General features: G+C 62.9%; 15 protein-coding genes. 6 read left to right on the plus strand and 9 right to left on the minus strand.

Annotated features, from left to right (window positions below; all coding sequences use genetic code 11):
- Positions 1-17: 17 nt before the first annotated feature.
- From OU419_RS13340 to OU419_RS13365, 6 genes are all read right to left on the minus strand, one after another.
- Complete coding sequence (locus OU419_RS13340) at positions 18-1,322, minus strand: hypothetical protein (protein WP_254474464.1); 1,305 nt, start codon at positions 1,320-1,322, stop codon at positions 18-20.
- 69 nt (positions 1,323-1,391) lie between these two features.
- Complete coding sequence (locus tag OU419_RS13345; protein WP_254474461.1) at positions 1,392-2,150, minus strand: hypothetical protein; 759 nt, start codon at positions 2,148-2,150, stop codon at positions 1,392-1,394.
- Between the two features lie 35 nt (positions 2,151-2,185).
- Positions 2,186-2,866 carry a C39 family peptidase gene (locus tag OU419_RS13350; RefSeq protein ID WP_254474459.1) on the minus strand — a complete coding sequence of 227 codons (681 nt, stop codon included), beginning with the start codon at positions 2,864-2,866 and terminating at the stop codon, positions 2,186-2,188.
- A gap of 59 nt (positions 2,867-2,925) precedes the next feature.
- A complete protein-coding gene (locus OU419_RS13355) occupies positions 2,926-3,969 on the minus strand; it encodes a hypothetical protein (protein ID WP_254474457.1) in 1,044 nt (347 codons plus the stop codon).
- A 50-nt stretch (positions 3,970-4,019) separates the two neighbouring features.
- A complete protein-coding gene (locus OU419_RS13360) occupies positions 4,020-4,610 on the minus strand; it encodes an adhesin (RefSeq protein WP_254474455.1) in 591 nt (196 codons plus the stop codon).
- A 1-nt stretch (position 4,611) separates the two neighbouring features.
- Positions 4,612-5,100: a hypothetical protein gene (locus OU419_RS13365; RefSeq protein ID WP_254474453.1), complete on the minus strand. Its 489-nt coding sequence runs from the start codon at positions 5,098-5,100 to the stop codon at positions 4,612-4,614.
- A 708-nt stretch (positions 5,101-5,808) separates the two neighbouring features.
- Between OU419_RS13365 and OU419_RS13370 the strand changes: the two genes are divergently transcribed.
- Positions 5,809-6,639 carry an undecaprenyl-diphosphate phosphatase gene (locus OU419_RS13370; protein ID WP_254474450.1) on the plus strand — a complete coding sequence of 277 codons (831 nt, stop codon included), beginning with the start codon at positions 5,809-5,811 and terminating at the stop codon, positions 6,637-6,639.
- 2 nt (positions 6,640-6,641) lie between these two features.
- Complete coding sequence (locus OU419_RS13375; RefSeq protein WP_254474448.1) at positions 6,642-7,346, plus strand: DUF1294 domain-containing protein; 705 nt, start codon at positions 6,642-6,644, stop codon at positions 7,344-7,346.
- Here OU419_RS13375 and OU419_RS13380 read toward each other — a convergent pair.
- Positions 7,341-8,246: a LysR substrate-binding domain-containing protein gene (locus OU419_RS13380; protein ID WP_254474446.1), complete on the minus strand. Its 906-nt coding sequence runs from the start codon at positions 8,244-8,246 to the stop codon at positions 7,341-7,343. The genes OU419_RS13375 and OU419_RS13380 overlap by 6 nt on opposite strands.
- A gap of 132 nt (positions 8,247-8,378) precedes the next feature.
- Here OU419_RS13380 and OU419_RS13385 point away from each other — a divergent pair, with 132 nt between their 5' ends.
- The gene (locus OU419_RS13385; RefSeq protein WP_254474444.1) at positions 8,379-8,987 is read left to right on the plus strand and encodes an FMN-dependent NADH-azoreductase; all 609 of its coding nucleotides are present in this window, start codon (positions 8,379-8,381) and stop codon (positions 8,985-8,987) included.
- 198 nt (positions 8,988-9,185) lie between these two features.
- Positions 9,186-10,199, plus strand: a complete 1,014-nt coding sequence (locus OU419_RS13390) for an alpha/beta hydrolase family protein (protein ID WP_254474442.1) — start codon at positions 9,186-9,188, stop codon at positions 10,197-10,199.
- Positions 10,200-10,258: 59 nt separating this feature from the next.
- On the opposite strand, the gene OU419_RS13395 is transcribed toward OU419_RS13390, so the two are convergent.
- Positions 10,259-11,848 (minus strand): ABC-F family ATPase, encoded by a 1,590-nt coding sequence (locus OU419_RS13395; RefSeq protein ID WP_254474602.1) that lies wholly within the window; start codon positions 11,846-11,848, stop codon positions 10,259-10,261.
- 237 nt (positions 11,849-12,085) lie between these two features.
- On the opposite strand from OU419_RS13395, the gene OU419_RS13400 reads away from it, so the two are divergent.
- The gene (locus OU419_RS13400) at positions 12,086-13,036 is read left to right on the plus strand and encodes a phospholipase D family protein (protein WP_254474440.1); all 951 of its coding nucleotides are present in this window, start codon (positions 12,086-12,088) and stop codon (positions 13,034-13,036) included.
- Between the two features lie 154 nt (positions 13,037-13,190).
- Complete coding sequence (locus tag OU419_RS13405) at positions 13,191-13,478, plus strand: hypothetical protein (RefSeq protein ID WP_254474438.1); 288 nt, start codon at positions 13,191-13,193, stop codon at positions 13,476-13,478.
- Between the two features lie 58 nt (positions 13,479-13,536).
- Here OU419_RS13405 and OU419_RS13410 read toward each other — a convergent pair whose 3' ends face one another.
- Positions 13,537-14,829: an OprD family porin gene (locus tag OU419_RS13410; RefSeq protein ID WP_254474436.1), complete on the minus strand. Its 1,293-nt coding sequence runs from the start codon at positions 14,827-14,829 to the stop codon at positions 13,537-13,539.
- Between the last annotated feature and the right edge of the window lie 192 nt (positions 14,830-15,021).

Genomic DNA, 15,021 nt, shown 5'->3' on the forward strand with positions numbered 1-15,021 from the left:
TTTCGTTTGTGGCGAGATCAGAAGTAGTAGGGGAATTTCACGCTGAAGGTGTAGTCGGGAGCGTCGGGGGAGATGCCGATGGAGAGGTTCGGCACGATGGTCAGCTTCGGACTCACGGCGTAGGTCAGGCCCCAGTTGAAGTAGGCGGCGTTGGCGTCACTGCCCTGGATGGTCTGCCAACTGTCGCCGTCGGGCTTGATTTTGCTCTTCTGGCTGACCAGGTCGGAGAAGGAGAACGACATACTCATCTTCTCGTTGAGCGCGAAGGCCACGCCTGCGCCGATCTGGAACCAGTTGCCGAGGTCGACCTTGCCGCCGGTCTTCACGCCTTCGGAGGGGTCGATGTCGTCGAACGACTCTTCGAAGTTGTAGGTATAGGACAGGCTGCCGAACAGTACGGCGGGGTCGACTGTCTTGACGATGGAGATGCCCGGGGTGACCGACCAGACACCGTTGCCGGTGGGCAGGTCGTCGGGGACGTTGAGATTGTTGTTGCCCGGCACCTGGTGGATCTTGATGCCATACGGGTCCTTGCCGGTGGGTGCCTTGACCCGCAGGCTGGCGACCATGTCCGGGCGAGTATCGCTTTCATCCATGAATTTGTAGGAGACGCCAACGTTGACGTCGCCGATGCGCGGGTCGCCAGTGACCGTTTCCGAGGAGATCTGGTTGGTGCTGCCGCCAGCCCCCGCCGAGTCGTAGGTGGATTCGCGATAGAGCACCGGCACGTTGACGTCGAACTGCCAGCGGTTTTTCCAGTTGTAGCGGGCGGTGAGATCCAGCGTCCAGATATCTGCCTCGATTTCGTCCACGCCGATATTGCCGAGGAAGATCGAATCCAGGGCCAGGAAGCCGTTGAGGAACAACTGTCGGGTGTCGTAGCGGCTGTAGGTGAGGCCGGTTTCGACGCTGAAGGTGCCGGCACCGAAGAAACCGCTGGCGTCCTGGTAGATGTTCTCCACGCTCTGCGCCGGCTGCGAGTTTTCCTTGAGCGATTCGCCGTAGGTGCTGCCCGAGCTGTTGCGCGAGGTGCCCTGGGCGGCTGCCATCTGCTGCTGTTGCTGTGCAGCGGCCTTGGCCTGGTAGGGTGCCTGGATAGGTTTGATGATTCCCTGCTGTGCCTGGGCGGGCTGGCTTTCCACCTGGCGCACGCGCTGTTCGAGTACCGACAGCGCGTTCTGTTGTTCCACATAGCGTTGACGCAGCTCCTGAAGCTCCTTCTTCAGTGCTTCTACTTCGGCTTCGCTGGCCGCCTGGGCGCCCAGCGAAGCCACAACGGATGTTGCACACACGACTGCCTGCAAACAGGTGGTCTTACGCATTTCCGGCGTCCCTATTAGTGGTTGGTCTTGGTTGAGAAATACGCGTGTGGTCTCAGCCTAGTTCAACTTTCAATAACCTGTAGGGCGTATGGCGCGTAGCTGGTCGAGGGCACAGTTGATGTTGTTCATCGCGGTGGGATTGTTCCTCATCACCACGTTCAGGTTGGCCAGGTTCTGCACCAGGTTGGTATTGCCGCTCAACGCGATCGCCTGGGCTACGCCGTTGGCGCCGATGGTCTGCAGGGCGGTGCCCTGGCCGTTGGCCTGAACCGACAGTTGCAGGCCGTTGTTGGCGGCGGCCACCGCGACGGTACCGGCGTCGGTGGTGAGGCTCTGGTTCAGGTTGCTGGTGCCGCTGGGCAGGGGCGAGGCGGAGTTGCCCTGCTTGACGTCGATGGTCATGTTGTTGCCGGCCTGGTTGTAGTCGCCGGCGGTGCGCACGCTCTGGGAAATGCCCTGGACCTGGCCGAGGCCGGCGCCGCCGTTGACCTGCCCGGTGCCGGCGTTGGGCGTCGGTATCTGGTTGTTCTGCGGACCGTTGAGCATGGTGACGTTGAACACCGGCGTCGCCACCGGCATTTTCTTCTGCAGGTCCATAGTGTTCTGCACCTGCATGTTGACCTGTGCCCCGAGAGTCTGTCCGTTGGCGTTCTGCCAGATGCTGGACATGGTCACCCCGAAGCTGATGATGCGGTCGGGAAGGACGAAACGCCCGCGCAGTTGGGACAGTTCGAGATCGCTCAGTTCCGTCGGCTGCAGCAGGGTGGCCGCGGGTAACTGGAAACTTGCGGCGAGACAGCTCACGGCAAGCAGGAGTTGTCGTTTCATGGCACTCTCCAGGAGCTTTCCTGCTCCGCTCATTCTCAGAAGAAGTCGCTGTGAATGAAGCCAAAGTCCATCAGATCGGCATCCCTGACGGGGCGGAAACGGTCCAGCCTGTCTCGTGCGGTCAGGGGTTCCGGCGGGGTCAGCAACGGATTGTCGCGGTCATAGCCATGACCGATGACCGCGAACACGATGCCGTTCCAGCCTTTGTTGAAGTCGTCGCGGGTGTACCTTTTGTGGCCCAATGCGGGGTCGCCGATGTAGACCCAGTTGCCCTGCGTGCGCTGCAGCACCACGAAGTGCTTGTAGCCACGGATTTCCATCAGGACGATCACCGGAATCTTCAGTTGTTCGAGCTGGTCGGCCTGGATGCGATAACCGCGGGCGCGCATACCCATGCTCTCGACGTAGCGCTTCATGTCCAGCATCGAGAAGCCCTGTTTGCGCACCTGCTCGGCGTCGGCGTAGGTCAGCATGCCCTGGATCACTGTCTGCTCATCCAGCGGGGCGTTGTAGGCCTTCTCGAGGATGGTAGCCAGGGCGGCGGCGCCGCAACTGAAGTCGGTTTTCTGTTCCACCAGGTCGGCGAAGCGGCGCTCACGGATGCTCTGGACTTCCTTGTACGCAAGGTTGCCGCCGGGCAGCGCGGCGAACGGCAGATAGGCCGCGTCGGCAATTCCGGTCAGCAACAGCAGTGTCAGGGCAAAGAGAGAGCGCATGGCGGCAGGTCCCGTCATTGAAAGGGGCCCCGGCCGAAGCCGGGGCCCGATACAGCCACTCAGAAGGACGACTTGCCGGCGCAAGCAGAGCAACCGGCGCCGATGGACAGCGAGTTGGTCTGCTGGTTGCCGCCACCGGCTGCCACGTTGACGCCGACGTTGCCGGAGACGCCAATGATCGAGCCGTTCAACGAGGCGTTGTTCACGACTGCCTTGTTGAAGCCGGATACCACCGGAATGTATCCGGTAGCGAAGCCAGCCAGGCCGATGGTGCCCACTTCGTCGAAGGACAGGGCGCCGCCGTTGTTCAGGCGATCCTGGGCTCCCTGAGCCTGGCTATCCACGTCGATGTGGCCGGTGTTGGCACCGCCCGGGTGGGTTTCGCCTTGCCAGGTATCCAGGTAGGTATCGCCGTGCTGGTCGGAGATCCCTTTGTAGCCGCCACCTGCGACGAAGCCCATGCCAACCTGCACGTACTCGGTCTTGACGGTGGAGTTGTTGTTGGTGACGTTACCGGTGCTCAGCTGCGTTGCGCTGCCGTTGGCACTGGTGTACTGGCCGTTGGATACGGCCGCTGCCATGTCGTTTTTCTGTTGGTTGTAGTTGCCCGCGGTCACGTTGACGCCGAAGTTACCCGAGACGCCCTGCAGCGAGTTGTTGAGGCTCGCGTTGTTAGCGGTCGAGTAATTGTCCAGCTTGTTGGCATAGGCCTGTTGAGTGACGGACGTCGAGGCGTTGGCATAGCCGAAGACGAAGCTCTCGTCGGCGGTTGCCAGTGCTACGGCGTTGGCCTGCTGGTTATTGTCGCCCGCTGCCACGTTGGCGCCCACGTTGCCGGATACGCCGCCGATGGAACCGTTGGCGCTGGCATTGTTCTGGGTGCCTTTGTTGGTGACCTGGTTGCCGTAGTTGTACTGGGCATCGGTCACGGTAGCGGTGGCGCCACCTTTGGCCCAATCAGGAATGCCGGGCTGCTGGTGGTGGTGTTGATGGTGGTGATCATCCTTGCCTTTGCCTTCACCGCCTTGATCGGCATAAGCCGCGACGGAGAGCACTGCTGCCATTGCCATTGCTAACGGGGTGAGTACCAGTTTTGCTTTCATGGCCTTACTCCTTGCTTATTGTGCATCTAGTGTTGGGCTAGGTTGGTTGTTCAGAGTCCTCCCGCGACTCTGATGCTGAGGTTGTTGTACGACTGGTTGCCAACCCCAGCGCTCTGGTTCACCTGCACCACGCCCACGCTGCCGGCGAAGGCCTGATCGTCGGTGTTGACGATCCGCTGGCCGGGCATGGCTACGGGGGAACCTGAGTTTCTGGTCACCGCTACGCTCTGGGCGAGGGTGCTGTCATCGAGGCTTTCCGGATGGCTCGCGGTATTCGACGCGCTGATCCGCAAGGCGTTGATCTGTTGGTTGCCAAGGCCTGCGCCCTGGTTGACGCCGACCACGCCGCTGCCCTGGAACGAATTGCCCTTGATGCTGGCGCTGGCATCCAGCGAGGCATCGGGGTCGATCAGTTGCAGCTGCTGGTTCTGATAGGTGGAGGCATGGGAGTTGGTGCCGTTGGCGAGTGCGCGAGCGTTGCTCTGCTGTTGCTGGTTGCCCGCGGCCTGGTTGACGGAGACGTTGCCCACGTAGTCGCGGCCGGTACCGTCGATCATGGCGTTGTCCTGTTCGGTCTGGCTGGCGGCGTGGGCCAGCAGCGGCAGCAGCAGGGCGCTGGCGCAGAAGACGAAGGCGCGCATGTCAGCGTCCTCCACCGAGCATCTGCAGCGGAGCCAGGCCGCGGCCGATGGCACCGTTGATCTGGTTGGACAACCCGGCGCCCGCACCGCCGCCGCCAGGGGAATGGCCAGCGTTTACGTTGCCGACGGTGTTGTTGATGTTGGCCTGGGTGGGGGTCATGGCCGGCAGGTTGCCGCCCGGGAGGATCATTGCGTTGATGCCCGAACCGCTGGTGACCGAGGCGAATTCCGCGTCGCCCACTTCGGACGAGCCGAGCGTGCCGCCGATGGTGGCGTTGACCTGGGAGGAGATGTTGGTATTGACGGTGATCGGATTCGGATCAGGCGTCATGGTCGGTCGCGTGGCGACCCGGGGTTGTACCGTGCGTTGCAGGACGATGACGCCGTCGTCGGCCTGGACCGCGGCGAATGGCTGCATCGCGACCGCGGCGACAAAGCCTGCGGCCAGCAACGAGCAGGATGCAACTCTCCTTGCGATGCTCCCCGACATGATGGCGGTTCCTTCTTGGTGCGCTGAGCCCTAACCAGCGGTACCAGCCTGGAGCACTTGCCGTGCCGGAATTGACTTGCCAAGGAAAATCAATGACTTGCAAAAATGCCGGGTGAACCGTTGTCGTGCGGTGTCTCTCGGGCGTTACAGCGCAGACCGCGGGAATGCCGTCGCAGGCCCTGCAACGGGGCCTGAATCACGGATGAGCCATCATCTGTATCGCTGCTGAAACACAACTTTGTGATGGTGTTTCCGTTTCCCGGCGCATGGGGCTTTGCGGCGTATCGGGGTGTTTCACCGACGCAACAGGAGCCGCCATTTCTCGACTTTCTGGTACGCATGTACGCCATTGGATATCAATGAATTAGCCATTTCTCGCCGGTTGGCGAACGCATGCCTGCCGTGATTGTCTGCTTCACGCGAGCAACAGTGCGTCGGCAACGATGGCCGCAGGCGCCGGATGTATGACTCGCGGACAGCGCCGTCGCGGTCTACGGCGCGGGTCCCGCCCCGGCCCCGGCATCTTCCAGGTGGGTAAGGCCAGTCGGTCAGTTGAGAAATTTTCGTTATATCCATAGCAAGACGCGTCCAATGCATTAGCATGCCGTCGCCTTGTACAGGCTCCGGTTGTTGTCGGAGTCGCCGGCCGTTCGGTCGGCGCCGAACCATTAGAAAGGGCGAGCCATAGAGCCGCGCGGGGGAAGACGTATGGATTTGTGGAGTGCCTTCCAGGCATTCATTCTCGGAGTGGTCGAGGGGCTTACGGAGTTCCTGCCGATCTCCAGCACCGGCCACCAGATCATCGTGGCGGACATCATCGGCTTCGGCGGTGAGCGCGCCGAAGCGTTCAACATCATCATTCAACTGGCGGCCATCCTGGCGGTGGTTTGGGAGTTCCGCCGGAAGATTCTCGACATCGTCGTCGGCCTGCCCAGCGAACCACGGGCGCAGCGCTTTACCGCCAACCTGCTGATAGCCTTCGCGCCGGCCGTGGTGCTCGGCGTGGCCTTCGCCGATCAGATCCATCGCTATCTGTTCAATCCCATCACCGTTGCCGTGGCGCTGGTCATCGGTGGCTTCGTGATGCTCTGGGCCGAGAACCGCGAGCACCGCATTCGTGCCGAAACGGTGGATCAGATGACCTGGAAGGACGCCCTCAAGGTTGGCTGCGCGCAATGCCTGGCGCTGGTTCCGGGCACCTCCCGGTCCGGCGCGACGATCATCGGCGGCCTGCTGTTCGGCTTGTCGCGCAAGGCGGCCACCGAGTTCTCGTTCTTCCTGGCGATGCCGACGATGGTGGGGGCGGCGGTCTATTCAGGCTACAAGTATCGCCATCTGTTCCAACCCGATGACCTGCCGGTGTTCGCCATCGGTTTCGTCACTTCGTTCATCTTCGCCATGATCGCCGTGCGCGGTTTGCTCAAGTTCATCGCCAACCACAGCTACGCCGCCTTCGCCTGGTACCGTATCGCTTTCGGCCTGCTGATCCTGGCGACCTGGCAGTTCGGCCTGATCGACTGGAGCAGCGTCAAGCACTGAGAATGGAAAAGAACGGCATCATCAGCCGCTGGGACGACGACAAGGGCTTCGGCTTCATCCGTCCCCAGTCCGGCGGCGAGGAACTCTTCCTGCACATTTCGGCGTTTCGCGGCGATCGGCGCCCGCAGAGCGGCGATCAGGTGTGCTACGTGGCGGGTGCCGACAGGCAGGGCCGGCCGCGGGCGGAGCATGCGCGCCTGGCCGGGCTGGCCATCGACACGCCCGACATTCGCCGCAAACCGGGCGCCGCGGCGACCCGTGCACGCGTACGCAGCGGGCGTGAGGTGGCCTTCCCGACGCCGCCACGCCGTTCGCTCGGACGCGGGCTGCTGTTGCTGGCAGTGTCACTGGTGTTGCCGGTCTGCGGTGCGCTGGTCTGGCTGAAGGAGGGCTACTTCGCCTGGTTCCTGCTGCTCTATCCGCTGTTCAGCGTGCTGGCGTTCTTCGCCTACTGGCGCGACAAGCGCAGCGCCGAACGGGACGGCTGGCGCACACCGGAGCAGAGCCTGCATCTGCTGGAGCTGCTGGGCGGCTGGCCGGGGGCGCTGCTCGCGCAGCAACTCCTTCGCCATAAGACCCGCAAGCTGTCGTTCCAGTTGGTGTTCTGGGCGATTGTCGTGTTGCACCAGGTGTTCTGGATCGACTGGCTCAGCGGCGGGCGGCTGCTGGGCTGGTTTGGCGCTCTGCTGGGACCGGGCGCGTCATAGCGGCGAGTCATCCTTCGAAAAGCCTTCCTGCAGGTAATCCAGTAGTGCCCGCACCGCTGGCAGGATGCCGCGCCGATGCGGGTAGACCGCCTGCAGGTTGGCTTCCGGTTCGGACCAGTCGGGCAGAACGCGGATCAGCCGGCCGTCTGCCAGTTCTTCGCGGCAGTAGTAGAGCGGCAACACCGTTACTCCAAGACCGGCCAAAGCGACGTTCTTGCGCAGGTTGAAATCTTCCGCAGCCAGCCGGGCCTCCAGCGCCACCTCGCGGACTTCTCCCTGTGGCCCCAGCAGCTTCATGTGCACCTTGCGATCGCTCTGGATGGCGCCGAGGACGGGCAGGGTGGCCAGGTCGTCCGGCGTACTGGGCTGGCGCCCCTGCAACAGCGATGGCGCTGCCACCAGAGCAGTCATCGCCGGACGCAGGCGGCGGGAAATCAGCGACAGGTCTTCGTCGCCTGGCGCGCGCACCCGCAGCGCCACGTCCACGCCTTCGTTGACCAGATCGACGCGGCGGTTGGTCAGCAGCAGTTCCAGGTTCACCTGGGGATAGGCGGCCAGGAAGCCGGGAAGCATCTCGTTGAGCGAGGTTTCCGCCAGCGCCACCGGACAGGACAGCTTGACTCGTCCGCGCGGCTCGGCGCTGAGCTGGGCGGCGACTTCGTCGGCCATCTCGGCTTCCACCAGCATCGCCTGGCAGTGCCGGTAATAACGCTCGCCAAGGTCCGTAAGCGCCAGCTTGCGCGTGGTGCGCTGCAGCAGGCGCACGTTGAGCCGTGCCTCCAGCTCCGCCACGCGGCGCGACAGCCGTGACTTCGGCAGCCCGAGCAGACGCCCGGCGGCGGCGAAGCCGCCGGCCTCCACCACTTTGGCGAAGTAGAAGAGGTCATTGAGGTCCTGCATGGGATTGTCCTATCAGTGAGACGAATCATTGCATTTTTGCCGACTTATCGAGCATTGGCTACATGCATAGTCTTGGCTCCAACGACGAATTGCACTGCCAACCCACTTGGCCTAATCGCTTGGAGAACACACATGAAACTGCTGCATATCGATTCCAGCATCCTCGGCGACAACTCCGCTTCCCGTCAGCTCAGCGCCGAACTGGCCGCCGCCTGGGCCGCCGCCGAGCAGGGCGTGGAAGTCACCTACCGTGACCTGGCCGCCGACGCGATCAGCCACCTGTCTTCTGCCAGCCTGGTTGCCGCCGGCACTCCGGCGGAACTGCGCGATGCGGCGCAGAAGCATGAAGCCGCTCTGGGCGAAACCAGCATCGAAGAGTTCCTGGCTGCCGACGCCATCATCATTGGAGCGCCGATGTACAACTTCTCCATTCCCAGCCAGCTCAAGGCGTGGATCGACCGTATCGCGGTCGCCGGCAAGACCTTCCGTTACACCGAAAACGGCCCGGTCGGCCTGGCTGGCGGCAAGAAGGTGATCATCGTCTCCACCGCTGGCGGCATCCACGCTGGCCAGCCTACCGGTGTGGCCCACGAGAACTACCTGGAGCTGGTGCTGAACTTCCTCGGTATCACCGACATCGAAGTCGTGCGCGCCGAGGGGCTGGCGTACGGTGACGAGCCGCGCCGCAACGCCATCGCCAGTGCGCGGGCGAGCATCGCCAGCCAGTTCGCTGCCGCCTGAACCTTTCGTTCGAAAAGAAGCCCCGCATTGCGGGGCTTTTTCGTTTGCACGGCGCTACCGCCCGTCCACTGCCGGAAGCGCGCGCGAACTGGCGCGTAGTATGCAGAGATTCCCTCCAGGCGGCGCCCGGGCCTTCTCGGACTGTCCCAAGACCCTTGTGGCGCCTGATTTGGGTACGGGTTCGAGGCGAACTGCACCATGTCGAGGCGCCTGTTCTGGTTTGCACTGCTTGTTACCTTGAGTACCGGTGCCGTGGCGGCGCCGGGCTGGAATGTGGGGTTTCATCGCCTGCAGGTCAGCGACCCCCTCGACCAGCAGCCGATGAAGGCCATCGCGTTCTACCCGACCCGGGCCACCGAGCAGCCGCTGCACCTGGGTAATTTCATCCTCGATGTCGCCTATGAAGGCAAGACCGCCAATGGGCGCTTTCCACTGCTGGTGATGTCGCATGGCAACTACGGCACGCCACTGGCCCACCGCGACCTGATCGAGGCGCTGGTGCGCAAGGGCTTCGTGGTTGTGACGCTGCTGCATCCGGGCGACAACCTGCACGATCACAGCCGCCTGGGCGCGTTGAGCAACCTGTACGGCAGGCCGTTGCAGGTCTCGGAGACCATCAGCGCGGCTTTGCTCGACCCGCAGGTGGCGGCGATGGTCGATCCGCGCAAGATCGGGGTGATCGGTTACTCCGCTGGTGGCGAGACTGCGTTGATCCTGGCCGGCGCACAGCCACGCCTGGAGCGCTTGCTCAAGTATTGCCAGGCGCGCCCGGACGACCGCGATGCCTGCAGCGAGCAGGGCGAGTTGCGCGCCGACCGCAACGACCTGGTGCCGATGGCTGATCCCCGTGTCGGCGCCTTGCTGCTGCTGGCGCCGTTGAGCCTGATGTACGGGGTGCATGAATTGCAGGACGTACAGGTGCCGGTGATGCTCTATACCGGTAACGCCGACAATGTCCTGGACTGGAAGAAGAACGCTCGGGCGCTCGCGCGCAAGCTGCCGCGCCAGCCGGAGCTCCGGGTGCTGGACGGCGCCGGGCATTTCGTGTTCATGGCACCGTGCTCGGAGGAGGAGCTGGAGGCGACGCCTGATCTGTGCAAGGACACCGAGGGTCTGGATCGCCGGGCCATCCATCGTGATCTGGCGGCGTCCGCAGCGGAGTTCTTCGATATCAGCCTGGGGAACGCCGTGATGCAGACCTCCGGGCGCTGAGTGCTGGCGCACGGAAAAAAGCCCCGCACTGGCGGGGCTTTTTCATGGCCGGGGAACGATCAGACGATCACGCCCTGACTGCGAAGGTAGTCATCGTAGCTGCCGCTGAAGTCGGTGATGCCGTTCTCCGACAGTTCAATGATGCGCGTTGCCAGCGAGGAGACGAATTCGCGGTCGTGGCTGACGAAGATCAGCGTGCCCGGGTAGTTCTCCAGGGCCAGGTTGAGCGCCTCGATGGACTCCATGTCCAGGTGGTTGGTCGGTTCGTCCATCACCAGCACGTTGGGCTTCTTCAGGATCAGCTTGCCGAACAGCATGCGGCCCTGTTCACCGCCGGAGATCACCTTCACCGACTTCTTGATGTCGTCGTTGGAGAACAGCATGCGGCCAAGGGTGCCGCGTACCAGTTGCTCGCCACCCTGGGTCCACTGAGCCATCCAGTCGAACAGGTTGCAGTCGTCCTCGAAATCCTCGGCGTGGTCCTGGGCGAAGTAGCCCACGTCCGCGCTGTCTGTCCACTTCACTTCGCCTGCGGTGGGCGCCATCTCGCCGACCAGGGTGCGCAGCAGGGTGGTCTTGCCGATGCCGTTGGGGCCGATGATGGCGATGCGCTCGCCGGCTTCCACCTGCATGCTCAGGTTCTTGAACAGCGCTACGCCGTCGAAGCCCTGGCTGACTTTTTCCAGGGTCACGGCCTGACGGTGCAGTTTCTTGTACTGCTCGAAGCGGATGAACGGGCTGACGCGGCTGGACGGCTTGACCTCTTCCAGTTGGATCTTGTCGATCTGGCGGGCACGGCTGGTGGCCTGCTTGGCCTTGGAGGCGTTGGCCGAGAAACGGCTGACGAAGGTTTGCAGCTCTGCGATCTGGGCTTTTTTCTTGGCGTTGTCCGAGAGCAGGCGCTCGCGGGCCTGTTCGGCCGCGGTCATGTACTCGTCGTAGTTGCCCGGGAACAGGCGCAGCTCGCCGTAGTCCAGGTCCGCCATGTGGGTGCAGACGCTGTTCAGGAAGTGGCGGTCGTGGGAAATGATGATCATGGTGCTGTTACGCGCCGTGATGATGTTTTCCAGCCAGCGGATGGTATTGATGTCCAGGTGGTTTGTCGGTTCGTCGAGCAGCAGCAGGTCAGGATCGGAGAACAGCGCCTGGGCCAGCAGCACGCGCAGCTTCCAGCCCGGAGCCACGGCACTCATCGGGCCGAAGTGCTGTTCCAGCGGAATACCCAGGCCCAGCAGCAACTCGCCGGCGCGGGATTCGGCGGTGTAGCCGTCGAACTCGGCGAACTGGACTTCCAGTTCGGCCACGGCCATGCCGTCTTCCTCGCTCATCTCCGGCAGGGAGTAGATGCGGTCGCGCTCGGCCTTGACCTTCCACAGTTCTTCGTGGCCCATGATCACGGTGTCGATCACGGAGAATTCTTCGTAGGCGAACTGATCCTGGCGCAGCTTGCCCAGGCGCACGCCGTTTTCCAGCATCACCTGGCCGGAAGACGGCTCCAGTTCGCCGCCGAGGATCTTCATGAACGTGGATTTGCCGCAACCGTTGGCGCCGATCAGGCCGTAGCGGTTGCCGTTGCCGAACTTGACGGAAACGTTTTCGAACAGCGGCTTGGCGCCAAACTGCATGGTGATATTCGCAGTGGAAATCAACTGGGTAACCCTTGGCTGGAACATGGTGCGCGCCGGGCGCGAACGGCGCGGGCGGGCAGGGAAGGCGGGCGCTGAAGGGCGCTTCCGACAAAGCCGCCTATTATGCCACAGGCGGGCGCCGGCTTGCATGTTTGCCGCTGCAGCGCCCGTTATTCGGGCATGTGGCGGTATCAGACAGTTGAAAGCCGCCATTGTCCTGCATCAGAATTCGGTGTTCAGAATTCTGGTGGGGGCTGTATGAAAATCCTTAACGCTCAACATTCGCTCAAGCAGTACCTGGAGCAGGTCAGCGGCAAGCTGATCACCGTTGTCTCGGCCTCCGCCAGTGAAACCGAGTCGCTGATCGAAACCCTGGTGGAGAACGGCAATCGCCTCGATCTGCTGGTGGGTACCATCAACGCGTTCACCTCGCCGGACTTCATCGATTTCTGCGTGCGCGATGCGGGCGGCAGTGTGACGCTGCATGTCGATTTCCGCGCGCAGAACAGCGTGCACTGGAAGCTGATCCTGATCGAACCGGATGTAGTCATTCTGGGTAGCGCCAATTTCACCGAAATCGGCCTTAGCCTGACCCGCGATACCTGCGCGGTGATCCAGGACGCGGCGCTGTATGCCGACTATCTGGCGCGTGTCGAGCAGATCAAGGCCACCGACGGCGTGGTGCTGGGCGAGGATGCTCCGGCCTTTGACGAGATGCTGGACGAGTACCGCCAGAGTCACCGCCGCATGCAGGCGAGCCTGGCGCGCAGCGCGCAGTATCTGGATGGAGAGAGCTGGCTGGGCGACGAGACCAACCAGAGCATCCCGCTGTTCATCTGGTACAGCGATCACTCCGACGAATCCGAAGAACAGGCCGAAGCCTTCCTGCATGCCAGCAGCGATGGCGTGGACTGGGACGATGTGCGCGAGTTCTTCACCTACGAATGCGCCGAGGGCGTGCTGCCCTACGAAGAAGGCGACATGGTGCTGACCGCGCGCTGCAACGGCACGCACATCGGCTTCTACACCTTCGACCGCATCCTCTATCGCAACGGCACCTACTACATCTACTCCTACCGCAAGAAGCGCTATACCCAGCCGTTCAAGCTGGAGGATGCGAAAGAGCGGCTGAAGGAGGCGATCCCCGCGTGGTACGAGGAGATGCGTACTTCCCTCAACCGCCACGACATCAACAGCGTGGTGCGCTGAGCGGCCGTTCATCGGCCGGTGCCGCGGTGACTTCCGGGTCGTCGGCGTGCGCCTTGGCTTTTCCGGTGGGGATGGCTAGCCTACCGCCAGTATGTCGGCGCTGCCTGATGGCGGCGCGCCGATTCGCCGGAAATATGACAGGAGGCAACGGACCGTGCCCAAACTCCCTGCCGATGAAACTCCCCCTCGCCGCCGCATGCGCTGGCACTGGCGCCTGCTGACGCTGAAGATCTACATCCTCTCGGTGTTCCTGTTGGCCTGCATGCTCGGCGGCTGCGCGATGCTGTTCCTCAATGTGCTCAACGACAGCCTGGACGCGGGGCAACGCCTGGGGTCGCTGCTTGCCGGCGGCCTGATCCTGCTGCTGTGCATCCATATCCTGCGCATGTCGCTGCCGCCATTGAACGTCTCGCGGTTGTGGCGGCGACGCGGCCTGGAATGAAAAACGCCCCGAGGCATCGCTGCCACGGGGCGTTTCGCATCAGGCGTCGATCAGCGCATCAGAAGATGTTGACCGGGTACTCGACGAACACGCGGACTTCGTTGCCGTCGGTGTTGTACTGCCAGGCGTCGTTGGAAACGCGAAGCCAGGAACCGCGCAGCTTGACCGACAGATCCTTGGCCGGGCCGTCCTGCACCACGTACTTCAACTGGTTGAAGACTTCACGCTCCTTGCCGTCGCTGGTGTAGTCAGTCTTGATGTTGTCGCCGTAGACGTAGGCCACCTGATAGCTCAGGCCCGGTACACCGTACTCGCTGAAGTCGATGCCGTAGCTGGCCTGCCAGGAGCGCTCGTCCTCGCCGTTGAAGTCCGACCAGTAGGAGTTGGCCAGCCAGATGGTGGTGCCGCCGTCGCCCAGGCCGCCCTCGTTCTGATACCAGCCGTACTGGTAGCCGGAGTCGCCGTTGTTGCGCTGGTGCGCGACCATGAAGGTGTGCGCGCCGATGTTGTATGCCGCCGACAGGCTCCAGATGGTGTTCTTGGTACCGTCGATGTCATGGTCGGCAGCGAAGTCCTCGTTCACCCGGGTGCGGTAGCCGTTGAAGTCCAGGGTAAGTGACTGCTTGTCGGCCAGCGGGATGACGTAGTTCAGGTTCATGTACTGCTTGCGAGCGACATCTTCGCTCTCGTAACCGTACAGCGAGCCGCTGAAGTTGTCGGTGAACTTGTAGCTGCCTCCGAACACGTCGATGCGCTTCAGCCCGCCGCTGTCACGGCCTTCGGCGCTCTTGCGGGTCTCCGAAGTGAAGCGGCCGACGTTAAGCTCCAGGCCTTCGATTTCCTTGGAAGTGATCAGGGTGCCGGTGAAGCTTTCCGGCAGCAGGCGGGAGTTGTCGTAGCTCAGGACCGGCAGGGACGGCATCTGGTCGCCGTACTTGATCACGGTATTGGAGAAGCGCGCCTTCACCGCGCCACCGGCGCGAGCCAGGTCGCTGGCGGCTTCGCCGCTGTCGCCCTGCTTGAAGAAGTCGATGCCGGGGGCACCGCTCTTGCCCTGGCCACCGTCCAGGCGCACGGCATACATGCCAAACGCGTCGACGCCGAAGCCGACGGTGCCCTGGGTGAAGCCGGAGGTGAAGGTGGCGGTAGCGGCCTGGCCCCACTCGGCCTTGTCGTGAGCCTTGCCGCCCGGAGTTTCGTGCCACTTGTCGCGGTTCATGTAGGCATTGCGGAAGAACAGGTCCAGGTGGCTGTCTTCGACGAAGCCGTTGGCGGTGGACTGGTCTTCGGCGATGGCCGCGGTGGACGCGAGGATGCCCAGTGCGAGCAGGCTGATCCGGTGGTGCAACATGTTGTTTTCCTTGTGCTAATGGTGCAGCGCCGACAAGACGGAAAAAGGCGTCCCGCCCCGATGTGTGTCATCAGGGAGATGGCGTCCTGTGCTGGCTGGTTCGTTATGTTTGTAGTCGGCCCCAGGGGCCACAGCGACGCGATGATAGCAGAGGATCGAAGGATTTCGGATTGGATGGGAGCATCCTTGACA

Origin of the sequence: Pseudomonas triclosanedens (assembly GCF_026686735.1) — a bacterium.
GTDB classification, from domain to species: Bacteria; Pseudomonadota; Gammaproteobacteria; order Pseudomonadales; family Pseudomonadaceae; genus Pseudomonas; species Pseudomonas triclosanedens.

Excerpts from the sequence above, each read along its gene's own strand:
- OU419_RS13340 (WP_254474464.1), bottom strand. The coding sequence starts at position 1,322 with ATGCGTAAGACCACCTGTTTGCAGGCAGTCGTGTGTGCAACATCCGTT.
- OU419_RS13345 (WP_254474461.1), bottom strand. The coding sequence starts at position 2,150 with ATGAAACGACAACTCCTGCTTGCCGTGAGCTGTCTCGCCGCAAGTTTC.
- OU419_RS13350 (WP_254474459.1), bottom strand. The coding sequence starts at position 2,866 with ATGCGCTCTCTCTTTGCCCTGACACTGCTGTTGCTGACCGGAATTGCC.
- OU419_RS13355 (WP_254474457.1), bottom strand. The coding sequence starts at position 3,969 with ATGAAAGCAAAACTGGTACTCACCCCGTTAGCAATGGCAATGGCAGCA.
- OU419_RS13360 (WP_254474455.1), bottom strand. The coding sequence starts at position 4,610 with ATGCGCGCCTTCGTCTTCTGCGCCAGCGCCCTGCTGCTGCCGCTGCTG.
- OU419_RS13365 (WP_254474453.1), bottom strand. The coding sequence starts at position 5,100 with ATGTCGGGGAGCATCGCAAGGAGAGTTGCATCCTGCTCGTTGCTGGCC.
- OU419_RS13370 (WP_254474450.1), top strand. The coding sequence starts at position 5,809 with ATGGATTTGTGGAGTGCCTTCCAGGCATTCATTCTCGGAGTGGTCGAG.
- OU419_RS13375 (WP_254474448.1), top strand. The coding sequence starts at position 6,642 with ATGGAAAAGAACGGCATCATCAGCCGCTGGGACGACGACAAGGGCTTC.
- OU419_RS13380 (WP_254474446.1), bottom strand. The coding sequence starts at position 8,246 with ATGCAGGACCTCAATGACCTCTTCTACTTCGCCAAAGTGGTGGAGGCC.
- OU419_RS13385 (WP_254474444.1), top strand. The coding sequence starts at position 8,379 with ATGAAACTGCTGCATATCGATTCCAGCATCCTCGGCGACAACTCCGCT.
- OU419_RS13390 (WP_254474442.1), top strand. The coding sequence starts at position 9,186 with ATGTCGAGGCGCCTGTTCTGGTTTGCACTGCTTGTTACCTTGAGTACC.
- OU419_RS13400 (WP_254474440.1), top strand. The coding sequence starts at position 12,086 with ATGAAAATCCTTAACGCTCAACATTCGCTCAAGCAGTACCTGGAGCAG.
- OU419_RS13410 (WP_254474436.1), bottom strand. The coding sequence starts at position 14,829 with ATGTTGCACCACCGGATCAGCCTGCTCGCACTGGGCATCCTCGCGTCC.